The sequence below is a fragment of the Paraburkholderia mimosarum LMG 23256 = NBRC 106338 genome (assembly GCF_000739815.1).
Lineage (GTDB): Bacteria > Pseudomonadota > Gammaproteobacteria > Burkholderiales > Burkholderiaceae > Paraburkholderia > Paraburkholderia mimosarum.
The window spans coordinates 22,723-43,208 of the sequence record NZ_BBJJ01000030.1 but is presented as its reverse complement, the minus strand read 5'-3'; the positions used below and the strand labels follow the sequence as shown (position 1 = coordinate 43,208).

At 64.3% G+C, this 20,486-nt stretch carries 18 protein-coding genes; 9 read left to right on the top strand and 9 right to left on the bottom strand.

Going from position 1 to position 20,486, the window contains the following annotated elements; translation table 11 throughout:
- The first annotated feature begins 14 nt into the window (after positions 1 to 14).
- Both BMI01S_RS21675 and BMI01S_RS21670 read left to right on the top strand, forming a co-directional pair.
- The gene (locus BMI01S_RS21675) at positions 15 to 1,184 is read left to right on the top strand and encodes a porin (protein ID WP_028213773.1); all 1,170 of its coding nucleotides are present in this window, start codon (positions 15 to 17) and stop codon (positions 1,182 to 1,184) included.
- A gap of 99 nt (positions 1,185 to 1,283) precedes the next feature.
- On the top strand, positions 1,284 to 2,042 hold the full coding sequence (locus BMI01S_RS21670; RefSeq protein WP_028230332.1) for a class I SAM-dependent methyltransferase: 759 nt from the start codon (positions 1,284 to 1,286) through the stop codon (positions 2,040 to 2,042).
- Positions 2,043 to 2,111: 69 nt separating this feature from the next.
- Here the strand turns inward: BMI01S_RS21670 and BMI01S_RS21665 are convergent, their stop codons facing one another.
- The 5 genes from BMI01S_RS21665 to BMI01S_RS21645 all read right to left on the bottom strand — a co-directional run bounded on the left by BMI01S_RS21665 (position 2,112) and on the right by BMI01S_RS21645 (position 7,134).
- Positions 2,112 to 3,389, bottom strand: coding sequence for a pyridoxal-phosphate-dependent aminotransferase family protein (locus BMI01S_RS21665; protein WP_081723330.1), 1,278 nt, complete (start codon positions 3,387 to 3,389; stop codon positions 2,112 to 2,114).
- Between the two features lie 439 nt (positions 3,390 to 3,828).
- A complete protein-coding gene (locus BMI01S_RS21660; protein ID WP_028230334.1) occupies positions 3,829 to 4,170 on the bottom strand; it encodes a zinc ribbon domain-containing protein YjdM in 342 nt (113 codons plus the stop codon).
- A gap of 150 nt (positions 4,171 to 4,320) precedes the next feature.
- A complete protein-coding gene (locus tag BMI01S_RS21655) occupies positions 4,321 to 5,115 on the bottom strand; it encodes an ABC transporter ATP-binding protein (protein WP_028213769.1) in 795 nt (264 codons plus the stop codon).
- A 1-nt stretch (position 5,116) separates the two neighbouring features.
- Positions 5,117 to 6,013: an ABC transporter permease gene (locus tag BMI01S_RS21650; protein WP_028213768.1), complete on the bottom strand. Its 897-nt coding sequence runs from the start codon at positions 6,011 to 6,013 to the stop codon at positions 5,117 to 5,119.
- 131 nt (positions 6,014 to 6,144) lie between these two features.
- The gene (locus BMI01S_RS21645; protein ID WP_028230335.1) at positions 6,145 to 7,134 is read right to left on the bottom strand and encodes an ABC transporter substrate-binding protein; all 990 of its coding nucleotides are present in this window, start codon (positions 7,132 to 7,134) and stop codon (positions 6,145 to 6,147) included.
- Between the two features lie 1,001 nt (positions 7,135 to 8,135).
- Here BMI01S_RS21645 and BMI01S_RS21640 point away from each other — a divergent pair.
- The 5 genes from BMI01S_RS21640 to BMI01S_RS21620 all read left to right on the top strand — a co-directional run bounded on the left by BMI01S_RS21640 (position 8,136) and on the right by BMI01S_RS21620 (position 13,095).
- Positions 8,136 to 9,263 carry a branched-chain amino acid ABC transporter substrate-binding protein gene (locus tag BMI01S_RS21640; protein ID WP_028230336.1) on the top strand — a complete coding sequence of 376 codons (1,128 nt, stop codon included), beginning with the start codon at positions 8,136 to 8,138 and terminating at the stop codon, positions 9,261 to 9,263.
- Between the two features lie 146 nt (positions 9,264 to 9,409).
- Positions 9,410 to 10,336 carry a high-affinity branched-chain amino acid ABC transporter permease LivH gene (livH, locus tag BMI01S_RS21635; protein ID WP_028213765.1) on the top strand — a complete coding sequence of 309 codons (927 nt, stop codon included), beginning with the start codon at positions 9,410 to 9,412 and terminating at the stop codon, positions 10,334 to 10,336.
- Positions 10,337 to 10,343: 7 nt separating this feature from the next.
- The gene (locus BMI01S_RS21630) at positions 10,344 to 11,627 is read left to right on the top strand and encodes a high-affinity branched-chain amino acid ABC transporter permease LivM (RefSeq protein WP_028230337.1); all 1,284 of its coding nucleotides are present in this window, start codon (positions 10,344 to 10,346) and stop codon (positions 11,625 to 11,627) included.
- Positions 11,624 to 12,394 carry a high-affinity branched-chain amino acid ABC transporter ATP-binding protein LivG gene (gene livG / locus BMI01S_RS21625; RefSeq protein ID WP_028230338.1) on the top strand — a complete coding sequence of 257 codons (771 nt, stop codon included), beginning with the start codon at positions 11,624 to 11,626 and terminating at the stop codon, positions 12,392 to 12,394. Before BMI01S_RS21630 ends, livG begins: the two co-directional genes overlap by 4 nt.
- On the top strand, positions 12,394 to 13,095 hold the full coding sequence (locus tag BMI01S_RS21620) for an ABC transporter ATP-binding protein (RefSeq protein ID WP_028213762.1): 702 nt from the start codon (positions 12,394 to 12,396) through the stop codon (positions 13,093 to 13,095). Before livG ends, BMI01S_RS21620 begins: the two co-directional genes overlap by 1 nt.
- Positions 13,096 to 13,196: 101 nt before the next feature.
- Here the strand turns inward: BMI01S_RS21620 and BMI01S_RS21615 are convergent, their stop codons facing one another.
- Complete coding sequence (locus BMI01S_RS21615; RefSeq protein ID WP_028213761.1) at positions 13,197 to 14,402, bottom strand: helix-turn-helix transcriptional regulator; 1,206 nt, start codon at positions 14,400 to 14,402, stop codon at positions 13,197 to 13,199.
- A 433-nt stretch (positions 14,403 to 14,835) separates the two neighbouring features.
- Between BMI01S_RS21615 and BMI01S_RS21610 the strand changes: the two genes are divergently transcribed.
- Positions 14,836 to 15,438, top strand: a complete 603-nt coding sequence (locus tag BMI01S_RS21610; protein WP_028213760.1) for a DUF4337 domain-containing protein — start codon at positions 14,836 to 14,838, stop codon at positions 15,436 to 15,438.
- A gap of 48 nt (positions 15,439 to 15,486) precedes the next feature.
- On the opposite strand, the gene BMI01S_RS21605 is transcribed toward BMI01S_RS21610, so the two are convergent.
- Entirely contained in the window at positions 15,487 to 15,972 is a 486-nt protein-coding gene (locus BMI01S_RS21605; RefSeq protein ID WP_042290501.1) for a hypothetical protein, read from the bottom strand.
- A 135-nt stretch (positions 15,973 to 16,107) separates the two neighbouring features.
- Positions 16,108 to 16,575, bottom strand: a complete 468-nt coding sequence (locus tag BMI01S_RS21600; RefSeq protein ID WP_028213758.1) for a DUF2501 domain-containing protein — start codon at positions 16,573 to 16,575, stop codon at positions 16,108 to 16,110.
- 656 nt (positions 16,576 to 17,231) lie between these two features.
- Between BMI01S_RS21600 and BMI01S_RS21595 the strand changes: the two genes are divergently transcribed.
- On the top strand, positions 17,232 to 18,434 hold the full coding sequence (locus BMI01S_RS21595) for a transposase (protein WP_051381342.1): 1,203 nt from the start codon (positions 17,232 to 17,234) through the stop codon (positions 18,432 to 18,434).
- Positions 18,435 to 18,493: 59 nt separating this feature from the next.
- Here the strand turns inward: BMI01S_RS21595 and BMI01S_RS21590 are convergent, their stop codons facing one another.
- The gene (locus BMI01S_RS21590; RefSeq protein ID WP_028213757.1) at positions 18,494 to 20,014 is read right to left on the bottom strand and encodes a mannose-1-phosphate guanylyltransferase/mannose-6-phosphate isomerase; all 1,521 of its coding nucleotides are present in this window, start codon (positions 20,012 to 20,014) and stop codon (positions 18,494 to 18,496) included.
- Between the last annotated feature and the right edge of the window lie 472 nt (positions 20,015 to 20,486).

Here is a 20,486-nt window from a genome sequence, read left to right as displayed (position 1 = left end):
CATGAGGAGACCTGATGAACAGACACGCAAAAACGCGCGCCTTCCTGCTTGCGGCAGCCCTCTGTGACGTGGCGTCCGTTCAGGCGCAATCGAACGTGACGCTGTACGGTACGGTCGACGACGCGATCAGCTACGTCAACAACCAGAACGGTAGCTCGAACGTCTACCTGCGCCACGGCAACCTGTATGCCTCCAAGTTCGGACTTCGCGGCAACGAAGATCTGGGTGGCGGCACCCGCGCGATCTTCGACCTGCAGGCGGGCTTCGACGCGAACACGGGCGCCGCAGTGTCGGCCGGCCGGCTTTTCAACCGGCAGGCCTACGTGGGCCTCGCCAACGACACCTACGGCACCCTGACGATGGGCCGCCAGTACACGCCCTATATGCTCTTCGTCGGTGCGCTCGCCGCGAACAGCTGGCTCACGGGCGCAACGGGTTCCCATCCCGGCGACTACGACAGCCTCAATACCACGGTGCGCATCAACAATGCGCTCACCTATGTATCCCCGGTGTTCAAGGGCGTGAGCGCGAGCGCGCTATACGGCTTCAGCGGCATCGCGGGGAGTCCGGGCAAGGGGCAGAGCGTGAGCGCCGCGCTGCGCTACACGGGCGGCCCGCTCAGCCTTGCGGCAGGCTATCTGCGCCTGAATAACACGGGCCGCACAGCGGGTTTTGATCCAAACGCTTCGGGCTCGTTTGCCATCTCAGCGGTGAATCGCGGATATGCGTCGGCGCGGGCGGTGCAAAACATCGCCGCCGCGGGCAACTACACGCTGGGCGACTTCACGTTTGGCCTGAACTACACCAACGTGCAATATCTGGCGGGCGGCACCGCGGCGTTTGCGAACACGGCCGTGTTCAACACCTACGGCGCACTCGCCGCATGGCGCGCAACGCCTGAGTTCGATCTGGCGGCCGCGTTCTCGTACACGATGGCCGCGAAGGCCAATGGCATCACGAGCGCGGCGCGCTATCGGCAGTACTCGCTACGCGAATCATGGCATCTTTCGAAGCGCACCACGCTCTATGCCTTGCAGGCGTATCAGCGTGCGGGCGGCCAGACGCTCGGCGCGAGGGGCAATGTGGGCGGCGCTGTGGCGACCGTCGGCGACTCGCAGAATGCGTCGCCGTCATCGACGAACGCGCAGTTCGTCGGCATGGCGGGCATTTCGATGCTGTTCTAGTCTGGGCTCGCCTGGCGTTGGTGTGGTGGTGGTCGGCTGCGCCAAACGGCGGACAAAACGGTGGACAATGGCGTATTCAATCCGCTTCCTCGCGCTCTCATGTCCACCGACGAAAAGAACCCCGACGCAACGGCCAACGAACTGCCGGGCCGCGCCAGCTACACGCAGTTCGCCGGGCGCTATGCCGAGCAGGCGCCCGGCAAGCCGCACAACGCGCTCTACGAGCGGCCCGCCACGCGCTCGCTGCTTGGCGCGGTGGCGGGGCTAGACGTGCTCGACGCGGGCTGCGGGCCCGGCATCGTGAGCGCGGAGCTGGCGCGCGAGGGCGCGCGCGTGCAGGCCTTCGACGTAACGCCTGCGATGGTCGAACTGGCGAAAGCGCGTTGCGCGGGTCTCGCTGTCGAGATCGCAGTGGGCGATCTCGGGCGCCCGCTCGACTGGCTGGCCGATGCGGTGGTCGATCGCATCGTGTGCTCGCTGGCGCTCGACTACGTCGAGCATCTCGCACCGGCCTTTCGGGAGTTCCACCGCGTGGCGCGTCCCGGCGCGCTGCTGGTGTTTTCGATGTCGCACCCCATGCGCGACTGGATCGACACGCGCACGCGCGGCTCGCGCAGCTACTTCCAGACGACGCGGTTTGGCCTGCACTGGGGCGGCTTCGGCGAGCCCAAGCCGTGGGTGGAAGCGTTCAGGCGGCCGCTTGCGGACATCTTCAATGCGCTCACGGAAACGGGCTGGGCGATCGAGCGGGTGCTCGAGCCCGAGCCGCAACCGGAAATGAAAGCGGTATCGCCGGCACTGTACGCAGAACTCGCGCAGGCGCCGGCGTTCATTTGTGTGCGAGCGCGACGGCTATGAGCGCTTCGCGGCGCGCCACGCGGCCGCACGTGCTCAACGACGCACATGGCGCCGCATACGGCGTTGCGCTTAGCGCCGCGTTTCGCGCGAACTGGCCGAGAGCGACTCTTCGAGCGCGGCGACGCCGGCGGGCAGGTCGACCTTCACGCCAAGATCGCTCATCGTGCGGCCCAGCGCGTGCACGGTGCGAAAGAGGTGGTGCTCGCGGCACTGCTCGCCCATCTGCCCGATGCGAACGATCGGGAGACCGAACGATCCCGCGATCTCCACCTGATATTGCTGCGAGATGTGATTGCAGACCTCGCGCGCGGTGACGCCCTCGGGAAGGGCGATGCCGACCACGGAGTTGAGGCGGCAACTCTGCGGCGTGTAGAGCGCGAGGCCCAGCGCGCCCACGCCGCTTTGCAGCGCCAGCGAGCAGCGCAGATGGCGCGCATAACGCTTTTCCAGCGTTTCCGTGCAAACGAGGCGCAGTGCCTCATGCAGCGCGAGCACGCCGGAAACGGGCGCGGTGTAGTGATAGCCGGCGTTGTGCCAGAAGTTTTCGGCGAGCATGGCGTCGAGGCACCAGTGGGTGTTCGGCGTAGTGCGCGTGCGCACGCGCTCCCAGGCGGCGTCCGAGAAGGCGATCAGCGAAACGCCGGGAATCGACGAGAGGCCCTTTTGACCGCCCGTGATCACGACGTCGATGCCCCATGCGTCCATGTCGAGCGGCATGGTGCTCAGCGTGCACACGGCGTCCACCACCACGAGCGCGCCGGCGGCCTTGGCGAGCTGCACGATTTCCCTGAGTTCGCGATTCCAGACCGTGTTCGACGTTTCCCCGTGCACGATCGTGACGATGGCAGGGCGCGTGCGCTCGATGGCCTGCTTCACGGCGTCGAGCGAGGCGATCTCGCGGTCGGCGACGTCGAGCGTGGTGACCTCGGCGCCCACGCGGCGCGCCATTTCGGCCATGCGCGCGCTGAAGAAGCCGTTGACGATGGAGAGCACGCGCGTGCCCGGCCACGCGAGGTTGGAGATCGCCATTTCCATTGCCGCCGACCCCGGGCCGGCCACACCGAGCACCCAGTTCGAGCGGGTCTGGAACACGTAGCGCGCCATCGTCTTCACCTGATCGATGACGCGCGCCATGGTATCGCCGAGGTGATTGATGACGACCGAGTTGGCCTTGGCCACGGCGTCGGGAATCGGCACGGGGCCCGCGCCCATCATGAGGAGCGGTTCCTCGGGAAGGATGCGGTCGAGCGTATCGACGACAGGGCAAGGGACGGGCGCGGCCTCGGCCGCTGCCGCCGCTGCGCGCGAAGTGGTCAGCGGATCGGGGTGGAGCGCGTTGTCGTTCATCGTGGGTACCTGGCTTGCCTGGAAGTGAGCTGCGGAATTGGCTGCGGAATTGGCTGCGAAACGGGCTGCGAAACTGGCTGCTTGAGGCGCCCGAAGGCGGCGCCTCAAGCAGTGTGGTTCGGCGCCGCTGCGCTGGCCATATACAGTTGCACGCAAATTTGCTGAACAATCGTTCGGGCGGCGCTCCGGCGTACGGACAGCCAGCCTATGATCGATCGCATCGCCGGATAATGCAAGGAGCACGGCGCATGTCGCGATTTGCCCTTCGGTCGCGCGTTTGTCGAAACGACTGGCGCGAGCGTCACGCCATGGTGCGCAGTGAACGTTCAGGTATTCGGGAAACGCGCTTGAATTGAGTCGGAGTCCGAAGCAGATATTCGGCTTGTCTGCCGACATCGCGGGGGGCAGGAGCCGCCCCCGTTGACCCACGTGCCGCTGGTCACGCTTTCCTGACGAATTCCGACTTCAGGCTCATGGCGCCAAAGCCGTCGATCTTGCAGTCGATATCGTGGTCGCTGTCCACGAGCCGGATGTTTTTCACCTTGGTGCCCATCTTGATCACGCCGCCCGAACCCTTGAGTTTCAGGTCCTTGATGACCGTGACGGTATCCCCGTCGTGCAGGACATTTCCGGCCGAATCGCGATAAACCTTGCCGGCGGCTTCGGCCGGCGCGGCTTCTTGCGCCGACCATTCGTGCGCGCACTCCGGGCAGATGTAGACGCCGTTATCCTCGTACGTAAACGCGGAATTGCATTTCGGGCAGGGGGGCAATGTGCTCATGTGTGATCCTTGGTGCCGACGAAGGCAATGAAAACGGAAAATTATAGCGCGCCGGATTCGCCGCCCTTTCCCGGGAATCTTCGCAAAGCCATGGAAAAAGCCCGCGGCCTCGAACGAGGGGCAGGCATCCCTTGCGCGAAGCGCGGCGCTTCAGCCCAACAGCAGCGCGTCGTCGTCCAGCTTCTCGTGGCGGTTCTGCTCGAACAGGCGCAACAGGTCTGGCACGTCGAGGCCGCGGCGCGTGTCGCCCGAGACGTCGAGCACCACCTGACCCTGGTGCAGCATCACGGTGCGCTGGCCGTAGTCGAGCGCCTGGCGCATGCTGTGCGTGACCATCATGGTCGTGAGCTTCGATTCCTCGACGATGCGCGCGGTCAGTTCGAGCACGAACCCCGCCGTTTTCGGATCGAGCGCCGCCGTGTGCTCGTCGAGCAGCAGGATGCGCGATGGCTGCAGCGACGCCATCAGCAGGCTCACCGCCTGGCGTTGACCGCCCGAAAGCAGCCCGATTCGATCGGACAGGCGGTTTTCGAGCCCCAGATTCAGGAGGCGAAGCTTCGCGCGGAACCGTTCGCGATCCTGCTTTTTCAGCGCGGGGCCGAAGCCGCGGCGTTTGCCGCGCGCCATGGCGAGCGCCATGTTCTCTTCAATCGTGAGCGCTTCGCAGGTGCCGGCCATGGGATCCTGGAACACGCGTGCAACGAGATGCGCCCGGTCCCACGCCTCTCTTTTCGTGACGTCCTGACCGTCGATCGTGATCGATCCGCTATCCACCATCTGGTCGCCGCTGATCGCGTTGAGGAAGGTGGACTTGCCCGCGCCGTTCGAGCCGATCACGGCGACGAACTGGCCGCTCGGAATCTCGAGGTCGAGACCGCGCAGCGCACGCGTTTCGATCGGCGTGCCGGGGTTGAAGGTCAGCTTGAGGTCTTTGGCGCTGAGCATTTCATGCCCTCCCGTTCCTGCGGCCGAACAGCTTCTTGCGCGTCGCGGGCAGGACGAGCGCGATCGTCACGAGTACGGCGGTGACGAGATTCAGGTCCTGCGCCTTCAGGCCGATGAAGTCGCTATTGAGCGCGAGCGCGATGAAGAAGCGATAGAGAATCGCGCCGAGCACGGCGGCGAGCGTGGTCAGCACGAGCCGGCGCGCGGGCAGGATGCTTTCGCCGATGATCACGGCTGCAAGCCCGATCACGATGGTGCCGATGCCCATCGAAATATCCGCGCCGCCCTGCGTTTGCGCGAAGAGCGCGCCGGCCAGCGCGACGAGCGCGTTCGAAAGCGCCATGCCGGCCAGCGTCGCGCGGCCCGTAGCGATGCCTTGCGCACGCGCCATGCGCGGATTTGCGCCGGTCGCGCGCAACGCGAGGCCGTATTGCGACGAAAAGAACCAGTCCAGACCGAATTTCGCGACCAGCGCGACCACCAAAAGCGCGAGCGGGCGCAGGACGTAGTCGGGCAGCCACGCGGGCTGGAGGATCGTGAACACCGTCGATTCCGAAATGAGCGGCACGTTCGGCGCGCCCATCACGCGCAGGTTGATCGAGTAGAGCGCGATCATCATCAGGATGCTCGCGAGCAGGTCCATGATTTTCAGGCGCACATTGAGCCAGCCGGTGATGAAGCCGGCAATTGCGCCCGCAGCGATCGCGCACGCGGTGGCCAAAAAAGGATTGTGGCCCGCGGCGATGAGCGTCGCCGCCACGGCGCCGCCCAGCGGAAAGCTGCCGTCCACGGTGAGATCGGGGAAGTTGAGGATGCGAAACGAGATCAATACCCCGAGGGCCACGAGACTGAAGATCAGGCCGATCTCGAGCGCGCCGAGAAGCGAGTAGAGGGACATGGAGAAAAATCCTGTTGCGGTCTCCGGCAGCCGTGCGCCGGAGTCGACGCGCGGCGCCCGCCCGCATGGGGACGGGCGCCGCTGCCGTCGTTGCTTACCGCAGATGCCGCAGTAACGATTGAGGGTCCGGCTTACTTCACGACCGAGGTCGCGTCCTTGAGCAGGTCGGCCGGGAGTGTCGCGCCTTGCTTTTGCGCGGCGACCGGGTTCACGAATAGTTGCAGCCTGCTGCTCGTTTCCGAGGCGATCGCGCCCGGCTTTTCGCCCTTGAGGATGCGCACGACGACTTTGCCCGTCTGATGGCCGAGATCGCTGTAGTCGATGCCGAGCGCCGCGATCGCGCCGCGCTTCACGCTGTCCGTGTCGGAGGCGACGAGCGGGATCTTCGCGTCGTTGGCGACCTTCACGAGCGCTTCGTACGCCGAAACGACGTTGTTGTCCGTGTTCGTGTAGATCACGTCGGCCTTCCCGATCAGGCTCTTCGCGGCTGGGCCGATGTCGACGGTGCGCGGCGCGGCGGCTTCCTTGAGCGCCATGCCCTGCTGCGCGAGCAGTTCCTTGAGCGCCTTCACGACCACGACCGAGTTTGCTTCGCCGGGGTTGTAGACCATGCCGACGGTCTTCGCGTTCGGCACGACGCGCTTGATGAGCGCGACCTGCTTGTCGAGCGGGAGCTTGTCGGAAACACCGGTGACGTTCGTGCCGCTCGGCGACCACGTCTTCACGAGCTGTGCGGCGACCGGATCGGTCACGCCCGAGTACACCACAGGCACGGACTTCGTTGCGGCAACAACGGCCTGAGCGGAAGGCGTTGCGATCGCGACGATCGCGCTCGGGTTGTCGCCCACGAACTTGCGCGCGATCTGCGCTGCGGTGCCCGTATTGCCCTGCGCGCTCTGGTATTCCCACTTGAGATTCTTGCCCGCGTCGTAGCCCGCAGCCTTGAGCTCGTCGCGCACGCCGTCGCGGATCGCGTCGAGCGCGGGGTGCTCGACGATCGACAGCACTTCCACGGTCGCGGTTTCGGCGGCTTGCGCGGCGCCCGAAGTCAACACGAGCGCTGCGGCGCTGGCGACGAGGGAAAGGCTGGCGGCAAGGGCTGCCTGCTTGAACGTCTTCATTGTTTTTGATCTCCCCCGATGTTGGGTTCTTCCGGATCTGTCGGTGCGGTATCGCCGGCTCCGCGCGTGGCGCGAGAGCACCCGGCATGCGCCGTCATGGTGCATGCGAGCGCGGCGAGGGAGCGAGGATACCACCGACTCTCGCGGGGCAGGAACGCTATTGCGGGCCGGCGAGGCGGGTGCGCGACGGTATTGCGAGGGATTAATTCAAGATTGCACGGTTCGATTTTCCGGGAAATCCGAAACTTGACGAAAAAAATCTCGTTATGGGATTGGAAATCGTATTTATTGGATAGTTGAATGGCGATATGGGTGGAACACCGTATCGGAAATAATTAAATTTTAAGGTGATCGTAATATTTTCCTTTTTTAATCAATGATTTGGCATATTTCTCATTTAGGGTATTCCCGATGTTGCTCTTTACTGATATTCATTAACTTCTCTCGTAAACAATTAATCGATGAATCTATCCGTCGAATCGGATTTCTTCATCGAATCGATCGTGAAGAGAAAATGCTAATCCCGATTCTCTAAAAATAACAAACACGCCGCTTGATATCCCCTCGGCGAGCCGCAGCAGCGCGGGGAGACGGCCCATTGTCCGTCGGGGCGGCCATTTTCCGGGGTATTTTCAAGTCTTTTCGAGGACGCCCTCAATTGATCAGCGTCAAAACTCAAGCCGATATCTGAAAAAAAACTCGCGGTTGCGGTGAGATGCGATTATTGATAGCATCCGCGGGTCGCTGATTCGGGCCGGTCCACCTTTCCGGAACGAATTGCAGCGAACGGGGCAGGCGGAATGCTTGCGCAACAGAGCCTGTAACTCAACAGGCTCTCCGAACTCAGCGCCTACCAGGGCGCTGATACACGCCGGGCCCCGTCACGTCTATTTTCTGGTGCCCGTCGTGGTTGTTCCCCACGGCAATTCATAGGGGTGCTGTTCGTTTGCGCAGGTCATGCCGTCTGACCGGTTGACCCGAAAACAATCGAGGAGCTCCTGATGACGCCGTTGTCACGCCTTAACCGTCTTACGTCCGTTTCCGTGGCCGCCGCGCTGCTCGCTTTTGGTGCAAGCGCGCACGCCGACACCGTGAAGATCGCCATTGCCGGCCCGTTCAGCGGCCCGGTCGCCCAGTACGGCGACATGGTCAAGGCGGGCGCCCTGACCGCCATCGAGCAGATCAACGCCGCCGGCGGGGTCAACGGCAACAAGCTCGAAGCGGTCCTGATGGACGACGCCTGCGAGCCGAAACAGGCCGTCGCCGTCGCCAACAAGATCGTTTCGCAGCACATTCAGTACGTGATCGGCCACGTCTGCTCGGGCTCGACGATTCCCGCCTCGGACATCTACGAGAACGAAGGCGTCGTGATGGTTACGCCCTCGGCGACCGCGCCGCAGCTGACCGAGGGCAAGAAGCGCCAGTTCGTCTTCCGCACCATCGGCCGCGACGATCAGCAAGGTCCGGCCGCCGCCGCCTACATCATCAACAAGGTCAAGCCGAAGAAGGTCGCGATCCTGCACGACAAGCAGTCGTACGGCCAGGGCATCGCCACGTCGGTCAAGGCCGCGCTCGACAAGGCCCACATTCCCGTGGTCGTGTTCGAAGGCATCAACGCCGGTGATTCGGACTACTCCGCAGTCGTCACGAAGCTCAAGTCGCAAGGCGTGGACTTCGTCTACTTCGGCGGCTACCACCCCGAAATGGGTCTCCTGATGCGCCAGTCGCGCGAGCAGGGCGTGAAGGCCACGTTCATGGGACCGGAAGGCGTGGGCAACAAGGACGTGACGGCGATCGCCGGCCCGGCCTCGGAAGGCATGCTCGTCACGCTGCCCGCCGATTTCGCAGCCGACCCGGCCAACGCGAAGCTCGTGAAGGCGTTCGCCGATGCCAAGCGCGACGCGAACGGTCCGTTCCAGATGCCGGCTTACGCCGCGGTCGAAGTGATCGCCGACGGCATTGCCGGCGCGAAGAGCACCGACCCGACCAAGGTCGCGGCCTACCTGCACAAGAACGGCTTCAACACGCCGATCGGCAAGGTCGAGTACGACGCACAGGGCGACCTGAAGTCGTTCCGCTTCGTCGTCTACACGTGGCACAAGGACGCCACCAAGACCGCCGCGAACTGATCCGGCGCGCCGCAAGCCGCAAGCGCCCCGCCATACCTGGCGGGGCGTTTTCATGGCCGTTGTGCGCGCAACGAAAAATGGCCGGCACGGCTTCAAGAGTCTCTACACAGGTCTCTCATCGGCTTCACGGCCGCGGGGCTTAAGGCATGAATGATTTTCTTCCGCAGTTCACCCAGCAGCTCGTCAACGGGCTCACGCTGGGTGCGATCTATGCGCTGATCGCCATCGGCTACACGATGGTCTACGGCATCATCGGCATGATCAACTTCGCTCACGGCGAGATCTACATGATCGGCGCCTATGTGGGCCTCGTCACGCTCACGGCCATCGGCACCTCGGCGGGCTACCCGCTGCCGCTCGTGCTGGGCGCGGCGCTCATCGTCTCGGTGCTGGTCACCGGGCTCTACGGTTTCGCGGTCGAGCGCGTGGCGTACCGGCCGCTGCGCGGCGGGCCGCGCCTCGTGCCGCTCATTTCCGCCATCGGCATGTCGATCTTTTTGCAGAACTACGTGCAGATCGGGCAGGGCGCGCGCGACGTGTCCGTGCCGATGCTCATTTCCGGCGCGCTCGACTTCAACATGGGCGGCAACTTCGAAGTGACGATTCCCTACGCGCGCATGCTGATCGTCGGCGTGACGCTCGTGCTGATGATCGCGCTCACGCTGTTCATCTCGCGCTCGCGCATGGGCCGCGCCTGCCGTGCCTGCGCCGAGGACATGAAGATGGCCAACCTGCTCGGCATCGACACGAATCGCGTGATCTCGTTCACGTTCGTGCTCGGCGCCATGCTGGCGGCGGTGGGCGGCGTGCTGATCGGTCTCACGATCGGCAAGCTCAATCCGTATATCGGTTTCATCGCGGGGATCAAGGCGTTTACTGCCGCGGTGCTGGGCGGCATCGGCAGCATTCCGGGCGCGATGCTCGGCGGCGTGCTGCTGGGCCTCGCCGAAACCCTCGCCTCGGGTTACATGCCGGCCGAGTACAAGGACGTCGTGGCGTTCGGCCTGCTCGTGCTCGTGCTGCTGTTCCGTCCCACCGGCCTGCTCGGCAAGCCGGACGTCGAAAAGGTGTGAGGTCGATATGAGCCAAACTGTTTCGGTTCGCGCGGCCGCCCAAGGCGCGTCCTCGTCGCAAACGGTGAAGGGCGCGCTGGCCGCCGCCGTCGCGACCATCATTCTCACTGCACCGATCCTCGGTCTGCAGCTCACGCTCGACGGCTATCAGGTCGTGCTGCAGCAGCACTGGCGCCCCGTGTGGATCGCCGCCGCCATGGTGTTCGTGTTCCAGCTCGTCAAGCCGATGCTCGTGCAAGCAACTAGCAGTGCGAAGTTGTTCAACGCGTTGCCCAAGGCGCCCGCACTCGGCGCGCGCCAGCAGCGCGTGGCGATCTGGGTGCTGCTCGCGTTCGGGGCGGTGTATCCGTTCCTCGGTTCGCGCGGGGCGATCGACGTCGCCACGCTCGCGCTCATCTACGTGATTCTCGGTCTTGGCCTGAACATCGTGGTGGGCTTCGCGGGTCTGCTCGACCTTGGCTACGTGGGTTTCTACGCGGTGGGCGGCTATACGTACGCGCTGCTCAACCAGTACTTCGGCTTCACGTTCTGGGAGTGCCTGCCGCTCGCGGCGCTTGCTTCTGCCACGTTCGGCTTCGTGCTCGGCTTTCCGGTGCTGCGCCTGCGCGGCGACTATCTCGCCATCGTGACGCTCGGCTTCGGCGAGATCATCCGTCTCCTGCTCAACAACCTCACGAGCATCACGGGCGGTCCGGACGGTATTTCCGGCATTCCCAAGCCCACCGTGTTCGGCTTCGAAATGGCCCGCCGCGCGAGCGTGGAAGGCGCGAAGACGTTCAACGAGCTGATCGGCATCGAGTACAGCGGCCAGCATATGGTCATTTTCCTGTACCTGCTCGCGCTCGTGCTGGTGGCGTTCACGCTGTTCGTCACGAGCCGCCTGCGGCTCATGCCGATGGGCCGCGCATGGGAAGCGCTGCGCGAAGACGAGATCGCCTGCCGCTCGCTGGGTCTGAACCCCACGCGCATCAAGCTCTCGGCGTTCACGCTGGGCGCTTCGTTCGCGGGCCTCGCCGGCGCGTTCTTCGCGGCGCGCCAGGGGCTCGTCACACCCGAATCGTTCACCTTCATCGAATCGGCGCTCATTCTCGCCGTCGTCGTGCTGGGCGGCATGGGCTCGCAACTGGGCGTCGTGCTCGCCGCGATCCTGCTCACGGCGCTGCCCGAGGTGGCGCGCGGCTTTGCCGAGTACCGCATGCTGATCTTCGGTCTGGTGATGGTGCTGATGATGATGTGGCGTCCGCAGGGCCTCTTGCCTGCGAGCCGTCCGCACGTGGAGTTGCCGCAATGAGTGCACAAGCGTTGTTGAAAGTAGCGGGCCTGCAGATGCGCTTCGGCGGTCTGCTGGCCGTGGACGGTATCGACTTCGACGTGCGTCCCAAAGAGGTGTTCGCGATCATCGGGCCGAACGGCGCGGGCAAGACCACGGTGTTCAACTGCGTGGGCGGCTTCTACAAGCCGACCGCCGGCGACATCGTGCTCGATGGCCACGCGATCAACGGCCAGCCGAGCCATCAGGTCGCGCGCCGCGGCCTCGTGCGCACGTTCCAGAACATCCGCCTCTTCAAGCAGCTCACGGTGCTGGAAAACCTGATGGTCGCGCAGCACCTGAAGGTGAACCGCAACATGCTGAGCGGGCTCTTCGCGACGCCCGCGTATCGCCGCGCCGAACGTGCCGAGCTCGAGCGCGCCGCTTACTGGCTGGAACGCGTGGGCTTGAAGGACGTCGCGAACCGGGAGGCGGGCACGCTTTCATACGGCCATCAGCGCCGGCTCGAAATCGCGCGTTGCATGATCACCGACCCGCGCCTGTTGATGCTCGACGAACCCGCTGCCGGTCTGAACCCGCAGGAGAAGATCGAGCTTCAGCAGATGGTGGACGGTTTGCGCAACGAGTTCGGAATCTCCGTACTCCTGATCGAGCACGACATGAGCCTCGTGATGGGTGTGTCGGACCGCATTCTCGTGATGGAGCACGGCAAGCCGATCATGATCGGCAAACCCGATGAAGTGCGCAACGACCCGCGCGTGATCAAGGCCTATCTCGGAGAGGACTGATGCTGAAGCTGGAAAAGGTCCATACCCACTACGGCGCGGTCGAAGCGCTGGCGGGCGTGTCGATCGAAGTGAACAAGGGTGAGATCGTCACGCTGATCGGCAGCAATGGCGCCGGCAAGACGACGCTCATGATGACGGTCTGCGGCACGCCGCGTGCCTCTTCGGGCCGGGTGACGTTCGAAGGCCAGGACATCACGCGCATGCCGACGCACGAGATCATGCGCCTTGGCATGGCGATTTCGCCGGAAGGCCGCCGCGTGTTTCCGAGCCTCACGGTGCTGGAAAATCTGCAGATGGGCGGCTTCTTCGCCTCGCAGCACGAGATCGACGCGGGCATCGAGCATGTGTTCAAGCTCTTTCCTCGCCTCAATCAGCGGGCGAAACAGCGAGCGGGCACGATGTCGGGCGGCGAGCAGCAGATGCTCGCCATTGGCCGCGCGTTGATGAGCAAGCCGCGTTTGCTGCTGCTCGACGAGCCTACGCTCGGCCTCGCGCCGCTCGTGATCGCGCAAATCTTCGACATCATCCGCACGATTCGCGAGGAAGGCGTGACGGTGTTCCTCGTCGAGCAGAATGCGAACAAGGCGCTGCATGTGGCCGATCGCGGCTATGTGCTGGAGACCGGGCGCGTGGTGCTCGCCGACAGCGCCGAAAACCTGCTTGCCAACGACGACATCAAGCGCGCCTATCTGGGCGGTTGAACGTCCAGGGTGAGGCCAGACAGCGGCCCGCACAATCCGTGTTCATGAAAACCGGGTTGAGCGGGCCGTTTTTTACGCGTGAATCGCCCGTCGAACCGGAATCAATCCCCGCGCGCGATGGCGATCTGCGCGATCAGCCGCATCAATTCGGCCTGGCGCCGCGTGGCCGTCTTCGCGAACACGTGATGCAGATGCGTGCGCACGGTGGAGGGCAGCACCTGCAGCGCCTCGGCAACGTCCTTGGGGTTGAGCCCCTTGCCGACCTCGCAGGCCACGCGCGCTTCCGCTGGCGTGAGGCCGAACAGCGAGACGAGACGCGTTTCCACGCCGCGCCGCGACGACTGCGGATCGATCACGATGAGCATGACCATGCCGCTGCACGCGCCGTGCGCGATGCCGGCGTGACGGTGCGTGCCCAGCGGCGAGACCAGCGCCTGCAGCGGCTCGTCGGGCGGCTGGCGCGCGATCAGCATCGCGCCGCCCGTGCGTCCGCGCGCATCGCGTCCGGCGGCGCGCTCGATCAGGCCGCGCAGTGCCTGCGTGGCGGCGGCCGTGGCGGCTGCGAGCGTGGCCTGTTCGCTGCGCAGTCCGTTCGCGCGCGCGAGTTGCGCCGTTGCCGCGCGATTCGCAAACAGGATGCGCGCATCGGCGTCGACGATCAGTACGCCGTGCGCGAGCGCGTCGAGCGCGTCGGCGGGCGCGGTGCCGCCTTCATCGTGCGATACCGTGGCGCGTGCGGTGTGCCGCTGCACGCGCAGCGCATTGCGCAGATGCGGCAGCAGCGCGCGCATCGCGTCTAGCTCGTCTGCGCTGAAGAAGCGCGTTTCATGCCGCAGCGCGCCGAACACGCCGGCCATGTCGTCCTCGCGCAGCACGTTTGCGAACGCCACTGTGTAGAAGTGCTGCGGGCGCACCCATTCCTGAACGAAAGTGCTGCGCTCATGGCTCGCCTGCGGGCGGAGCATGGTGTCGGTGACGAGCGTGCCGGCGGGCCAGCGGCGCACTTGCGGCAGGAGCGGATCGAAACCGCCGTAATGCTGCGCGTAGGAATGAGCAAACGGAGCGTCGATGCCCGCCCAGTCGTCGAGTGGGAACGCGCTTTCGCTCCGCACCATGGTGAGATTCACGTGTTGCGCGCCGATGCGCCGCGCGATTCGCGCGCAGACATCCGGCCAGCGTTGCGTGTCGAAACCTGCGTCGTAGATCGCATCGATCAGGCCGCCCATTTCAAGGTCGCCCGGCTCCACGTGCGCACTACGTACGACAGGAGCGGTGGCTGCGGCGAGTGCGGCCGTGGTGGGCCCCATGATGGTCTCCAGGTTGCTTTTTATTGACGGCGGAAGGCCGCAGGGCATGCTGCGCGGCGTTACGGGCAGAGCCGTGTGGCACTGCAACGGCGCGGGTCGCATTCAGGGTGCAATTCGGGGTGCAAAACCACGTTCGCAAACGGCAGGCGGGAGGGATGCATTGCAACATCCGATGTACCTGATTTGAATAAATAGACGATAGAACCTACGATTCGCTTACGTCCGGGGACATTTCGACTTTCGTTACATCCAATCGAGTTCGGGTACTGGACAAGCGCGCCGGGCTCACGATAATTGAGCCCCTATAGGCGGAGTCCCTTGAAGTGGGCGAGGCCGCTAAAGCGCCGCACGGGGCCAGGCGGCGCGCCGCGCACTTCGTCGCGAGAGCGAAGCGCGGATCGAGGACGAGTCAGTGAAACCGGAGAGTCTTTGGATGTCTGAAGAGTACGAAGTGCATGGGCCGCACGACCACGCGGTCGAACACGCCGCGGCGGGCCATGGCGGGCATGGGGAAGGCGATCGTTTCCCGGGCCGCATGGCGGTGATGACCGCGATTCTCGCTTCCATCGGAGCGATCTTTGCCTATCAGAGCGGCAACAGCGAGAACCTCGCCCTCTATTACAAGAACGAAGCGGCGATTCACAAAACCGAAGCCGCGAATCAATGGGCTTACTATCAGGCGAAAGGCGAGAAGCAGAATCTCGCTGAACTGGGGGCGCAGCTCTCCGCGCTCGCGCCGAACGCCGAGGCCGCGCAGCGCCGCTTTGCCGGCGACGCCGACCGTTATCGGCAAGAGAAAGCGCCGATCCGCGCCAAGGCGGAGGAGCTGGAGAAGACCGTCGAGCACGACGATGCGTTGAGCGAGCAGCTGCTGCACGGCCATCACCGTTGGGCACAGGCCACGACGCTCATCCAGATCTCGATCGCGCTCACGGCGATCACGCTGCTCACGCGCCGCCGCTGGCTCCTGAACACGTCGGTCGGGGTGGCCGTCGTGGGCGTGGCGCTGGGTGCACTGGCGTTCTTCGGCGGCTGACCGCATGCGCGGGGCGGCACGGGCCGCGCTAGCCCCTGAGCTGCGCGCTTATCCGCCGCACACGATCGCCGTGAGCAGCAGCGGCACCACCGACTGCACGGTGGCGTCGCTGTTGACTTCGCGCACGCGCGAGCGCACGGTTTCCGCCGGCGCGGACACGACGACGCCATATAGCGGCGAGTCGATCTCCTTGCCCGCGCCGCGCTTGAAAAGCGAGTCGTCGTGGTCGTAGCCCAGCACCACGTAGATGGGAAAGCCGAAAGCGCTCAAGCGGGTTCCGCGCGCGGGGCGAAATGCGTTGACCGAATTGGCTTCGACGCGGCTCGGCTCAGGGTCGATGGATTTTTCGTCAATCAGCGACGAAATGAACGCGTGCGGGTTGGATTTGCAGTCGAACTGCTGGTCCCGCGGGCCTTGCGCGTGCGCAGGCGCCGGAACCAGCAGCGTGGCGAGAGCGGCGAGACTGGTAAAAGCGGTTGCCCACACTGTGGTGGCCGCAAACGGGAAGACCACGGGGTTTTTGCGCTTGTTCATGGCTACGGTCAGCAATGTCACGAGAAGTACGCATGACCTCATTCGACACCAGGACTTGGTTCGTGTTCAAGCGCCGGGGCACAAAAATTGCGCAACCCGTGCGCCCGCGCACGTGCGCAAGCAGGCGCGGGGGCGCTACAGCATCGATCTGGCCTGACTTAGTATCTTGTCGCAGACCTGCTTCGTAGCTTCTTCCTTGAGACCGCTGCCCGTGAGATCGACTTTCTGGCCGTTGCCCGCGGTGAGGATGCCGCTCGTGCCCTGGGCATAGCCGCTATCGGACGTGTTAGCGCCACCGGGAAGCTTGCTGAGCAACGAGTCCTTGACGTGGCTCGCGGTATCCGCGTTCAGGTAATTGTTCTTGATGCAGTACTGCAGCACCCCGGTGACATTGCCCAGACTGCTCGAACTCAGCGACGACGGCGAAAGCGAAGTGCCGAGTCCGCCCAGATTGCCGAGCGCGCTCTGCGCCGAGCCGCTGTTGCTGCCGCCCGGGGCCAGCAGGTTGCCGAGCTGTGCGCGCGCGGCGCCCCAAGGGGCGAGGAGCGCCAGGGTCAGCGTGGCCAGCAACGCGGTTGGGATGCGCGGTGCAGTGGTTTGCATACTCGAATCTCCGTGATGATCAGCGCGCTCTTACTATAGACGGATTCGCATTCGCAGCATCGCTACATGACGCTGTACGACCGTTCGATGCGAGTGTGCTTAGTCCGGCTGAAATGCGATCGCGAATTTCATGGCGGGCCCGTCGCCGGCATCCGGTGATTTCATCGGCGTGTCATTGGTTGCGGGCGCAACGATAACGGCGCAGCAGCGAACCGGATGTCTGCCGAGGCGGTGGTGTCGCAAGTGGTATGCATGCGTTCGGACGTTATGCCGGGACGAGGCATTGTCATGTCCGCGCAACGAATGTGGCTCTCACAAGTCTGTTTGTGCGGCAAATCACTGCGTTTCTGCGCCTTTTCCAGCAGCATTCTCCGCGATTCAAGCGCGAGATTGTTTCCAACCGTAACACTTATTACGGCCCTCCTCATCGGCTGGTTTCGGGTGGTATGCTTCCTGCACAAATTCTCCCTTGCACGAGTGAGACCACGTGTATTGCGTCAATAACGTGAACGAACGCACTGCCACAGTGCGCTTCGCGACGCAAACGAACACGTCATACAAACATATGGTGCAACCGAGCTAGCCAAGGCGGGCAACAAGATCCGCAAGCCAGTGCTCCGTCAGTGCAGCCCCGGTCCGGCTGCGTGGAGAACAGCATGAATTTCGAAGAATTGAGCGACGACGAGTGGATGCAGGTGTCCTCGCTCGTCTCAGATGAACCTCCTATCAGACTCAACCGGCGCGGCCGCCCTCGCGCCGAGCCACGCGTCGTGGCCAATGCCGTCCTGTGGATCCTCACGACGGGCGAATCGTGGTCGCGTCTTCCCGCGCGTTATCCTTCGGGGCCTACGTGCCGTCGCCGTTTCGAGGAATGGCACGCGAGCGGAACGCTGATCGAACTGGTCGAACTGCTCTCGCAGCGCGGGCGAAAGTTCGTTTATGTGCCGCAGCCGGTGCAGGCCGATGCAGCGCCCGTTGCCGTCGCAGTGGAGGAAGCGGCAGAGGACGACGGCCTGCCGGCCGTGTACTGGAAGAGTCCCGAAGCATGGCAGGCGCCCACGGCGCTCGCCGATGCACCGCTCGCCGATCCCATGGAAAGCATGATGCGTCAGCTAGCCGGCGAACCTGCTGCGCGCGGTGTGCCTGCCGAGCCTGCCGACCCTGTGATGCCGACAGCGAGCGCAACGCGTCCCCAGACGCCGTTCGCGCCTTCCCGCGCAGGCAAGCCGACCGCTACCCGCGCGATGCCGCGCGAGGAATACACCACCCCGCACCGCCGCGCGCACGCGCCGGGCGGCGCGGTCCAGATCGCCGAATGGCGCGGCTACACGATGAGCCTCACCGTGCAGCCCGTGCGCAACCGCATGTTTCGCGGGGCCGTGGAAATTCTCAAGGATGGCAAGCGCGTTGAACGCTCGGGCCTGATCGGACCGCCGTTCCAGGACCGCGAGGCCGCGAGGCATTTCGCATTCGACTGGGCGCGCGAATGGATCGATCGCGACGGTGCGGCCGAGGCCGCGTCGGACACGGGTTATCCGGTTGCGCCGCCCGCAAAGCATTCCGCGTCCCAAGGCATGGCGCAGAGTGGCGCGCCAGGCTCGTTGCCGCCTGCCGTTGCGAGCGCACCGATGCAAAGCGCGAGCGTGATGCGTGGCGATCCGTCGAATGCTGCAATTGCGCGCGCATTGCCTGCTGCAGTGCCGGGCAGCGTGCGGCTCGCGCCGATGCAACGCTACACCGCCACGGGCGCGTTGCTTTCCGGCAGCGAAACCCGCGACGCCAATGCGGCAACGTCCGGCACCGCCGAACGCCACCCCGCCGGTACGACGCTCACGCGCTACCGCACGCTGTCGCGCTGATACTGCGCGGCCGCCGGCGCGGCGGCGCAGCCTGGCATCACTGCTTCAGGCACCGTCTGTCATTGCCTGCCGTACTGATCGTCGAGCCGCACGATATCGTCCTCACCGAGGTACGAGCCCGACTGCACCTCGATGATCTCGAGCGGCATCTTGCCCGGGTTTTCCAGTCGATGCGACACGCCGAGCGGGATGTACGCCGATTCGTTCTCCGAAACGATGAAGCGTTCCTCCCCGCGCGTGACGAGCGCCGTGCCGCGTACGACAACCCAGTGCTCGGCGCGGTGGTGATGCATCTGCAGTGAAAGGCGTGCGCCGGGCTCGACGACGATACGCTTGACCTGGAAGCGCTCGCCGCTGTCGACGCTGTCATAGTGTCCCCACGGTCGATGCACGAGGCGGTGCGCGACGGCTTCCGCGCGGCGCTCCTGCTTCAGGCGTTGCACGATCTTCTTGACGTCCTGGGCGCGCGAGCGGTCGGCGACGAGCAGGGCGTCGGGCGTCTCCACGATCACGAGGTCTTTCGTGCCGAGGCACGCCACGAGCCGGCCGTCCGAGTGCGCGAAGGTGTCGGTTGCATCTTCGAACAACACGCGTCCATGGGCGACGTTGCCTTCGTCGTCCTTCGGCGAGACTTGCCATACGGTGTCCCATGAGCCGAGGTCGGTCCAGCCGGCCGCGAGCGGAACGACCACGCCGGTTGCGACCGAGGGGTCACCGGCGAGCGGCTCCATGACGGCATAGTCGATGGAGTTCGAAGGCGAGCGGGTGAACGCTTCGCGCTCGACGCGGAAGAATTCGCCATCCGCCTTGCCGTGTTCCATCGAATCGGCGCACGCCGAATAGATCGCGGGATGGAAATGGCGAATCGCCTCTAGCCACGTCGAGGCGCGCACGATGAAAATGCCGCTGTTCCACCAGTAGCGCTGCGAAGCGACATATTGCTGCGCCAGCTCGAAATAGGGCTTCTCGACGAAACCGTTGAGGCGGCGGGCGCCGTCCGGTTCCGCGCTTGCCAGGGGTTCGCCCACGTGAATGTAGCCATAGCCCACTTCGGGATGCGTGGGCACGATGCCCATCGTCACGATCTGGCCGTTCGCCGCGTGGCGCACGCCTTCGGCCACGGCGTTCCGGAACGCAGCGGGATCGGCGAGCGCGTGATCGGCCGGCATCACCACGAGAATGCCGTCTTCCTGCGCCGCCACTACGGACATCGCGGCGAGCGTCAGCGCGGGCGCCGTATCGCGGCCCACCGGCTCGAGAATCAGGCGCGCACGCTTGCCCGCCGCACGAACCTGGTCGGCGGTGGTGAAGCGATGTTCTTCATTGCAGACGATCAGCAACTGCTCCGCGAGCGCGACGCATTCGGCGAGCGCATCGAGGCGGCTCGCCGTGTTCGCAAGCAGGGACTGCTCGCCCACGAGATTGATCATCTGCTTTGGATATTGCTCGCGCGACAGTGGCCACAACCGCGAGCCTGCGCCGCCCGCCAGCACCACAGGGCACACCTGCAATGCGCTGCGCGATTCGGCACGCGTTTGTGACGCCCTGGCCGATGCCGTTGCGGAACCCGTATCCGTCATTTCGCTCTCCTGTGAAAGGTCTCGATGCACAGATTTGTAGCATGCTTAAAATCGTCATAAATAGATTCGCAAAGAAGAAAATAGAAAATATTCGCATTGAATGTAAATTACCTATTAGCCATTTATCAATAATCGTAAAAAATTCAATAAAAATTCCTCAGCAGACTGTCTGGATTCCACGCCGGCACCCGGAATGCGGCCTGAAAAAGCGAAGAACGTTCCGGGATCCGCCGTCCAGTGAGCCAATGCGGGAGCCAATTCCGGCAATATTTGCCGAAAAAAACGGGAAAAAATTGTCTCAAAAGGGCCGATACATTTGGAGATACTTTTGAGCCTTGCGGCCTGAATTTTTATCGCGCCTTATTAGGGTTTATTCGGATCAGAATTATCTCGGCCATACGTTTTCGCGGCGACGCTATTCCAGATATTTCCGAAAAGACCGGCCATGGCTTGCAGCGCATGGCCACGATTC

Bases quoted from the DNA above. Each gene is read 5' to 3' on its own strand.
- BMI01S_RS21675 (WP_028213773.1), top strand. From the start codon at position 15: ATGAACAGACACGCAAAAACGCGCGCCTTCCTGCTTGCGGCAGCCCTC.
- BMI01S_RS21670 (WP_028230332.1), top strand. From the start codon at position 1,284: ATGTCCACCGACGAAAAGAACCCCGACGCAACGGCCAACGAACTGCCG.
- BMI01S_RS21665 (WP_081723330.1), bottom strand. From the start codon at position 3,389: ATGAACGACAACGCGCTCCACCCCGATCCGCTGACCACTTCGCGCGCA.
- BMI01S_RS21660 (WP_028230334.1), bottom strand. From the start codon at position 4,170: ATGAGCACATTGCCCCCCTGCCCGAAATGCAATTCCGCGTTTACGTAC.
- BMI01S_RS21655 (WP_028213769.1), bottom strand. From the start codon at position 5,115: ATGCTCAGCGCCAAAGACCTCAAGCTGACCTTCAACCCCGGCACGCCG.
- BMI01S_RS21650 (WP_028213768.1), bottom strand. From the start codon at position 6,013: ATGTCCCTCTACTCGCTTCTCGGCGCGCTCGAGATCGGCCTGATCTTC.
- BMI01S_RS21645 (WP_028230335.1), bottom strand. From the start codon at position 7,134: ATGAAGACGTTCAAGCAGGCAGCCCTTGCCGCCAGCCTTTCCCTCGTC.
- BMI01S_RS21640 (WP_028230336.1), top strand. From the start codon at position 8,136: ATGACGCCGTTGTCACGCCTTAACCGTCTTACGTCCGTTTCCGTGGCC.
- livH (WP_028213765.1), top strand. From the start codon at position 9,410: ATGAATGATTTTCTTCCGCAGTTCACCCAGCAGCTCGTCAACGGGCTC.
- BMI01S_RS21630 (WP_028230337.1), top strand. From the start codon at position 10,344: ATGAGCCAAACTGTTTCGGTTCGCGCGGCCGCCCAAGGCGCGTCCTCG.
- livG (WP_028230338.1), top strand. From the start codon at position 11,624: ATGAGTGCACAAGCGTTGTTGAAAGTAGCGGGCCTGCAGATGCGCTTC.
- BMI01S_RS21620 (WP_028213762.1), top strand. From the start codon at position 12,394: ATGCTGAAGCTGGAAAAGGTCCATACCCACTACGGCGCGGTCGAAGCG.
- BMI01S_RS21615 (WP_028213761.1), bottom strand. From the start codon at position 14,402: ATGGGGCCCACCACGGCCGCACTCGCCGCAGCCACCGCTCCTGTCGTA.
- BMI01S_RS21610 (WP_028213760.1), top strand. From the start codon at position 14,836: ATGTCTGAAGAGTACGAAGTGCATGGGCCGCACGACCACGCGGTCGAA.
- BMI01S_RS21605 (WP_042290501.1), bottom strand. From the start codon at position 15,972: ATGAACAAGCGCAAAAACCCCGTGGTCTTCCCGTTTGCGGCCACCACA.
- BMI01S_RS21600 (WP_028213758.1), bottom strand. From the start codon at position 16,575: ATGCAAACCACTGCACCGCGCATCCCAACCGCGTTGCTGGCCACGCTG.
- BMI01S_RS21595 (WP_051381342.1), top strand. From the start codon at position 17,232: ATGAATTTCGAAGAATTGAGCGACGACGAGTGGATGCAGGTGTCCTCG.
- BMI01S_RS21590 (WP_028213757.1), bottom strand. From the start codon at position 20,014: ATGACGGATACGGGTTCCGCAACGGCATCGGCCAGGGCGTCACAAACG.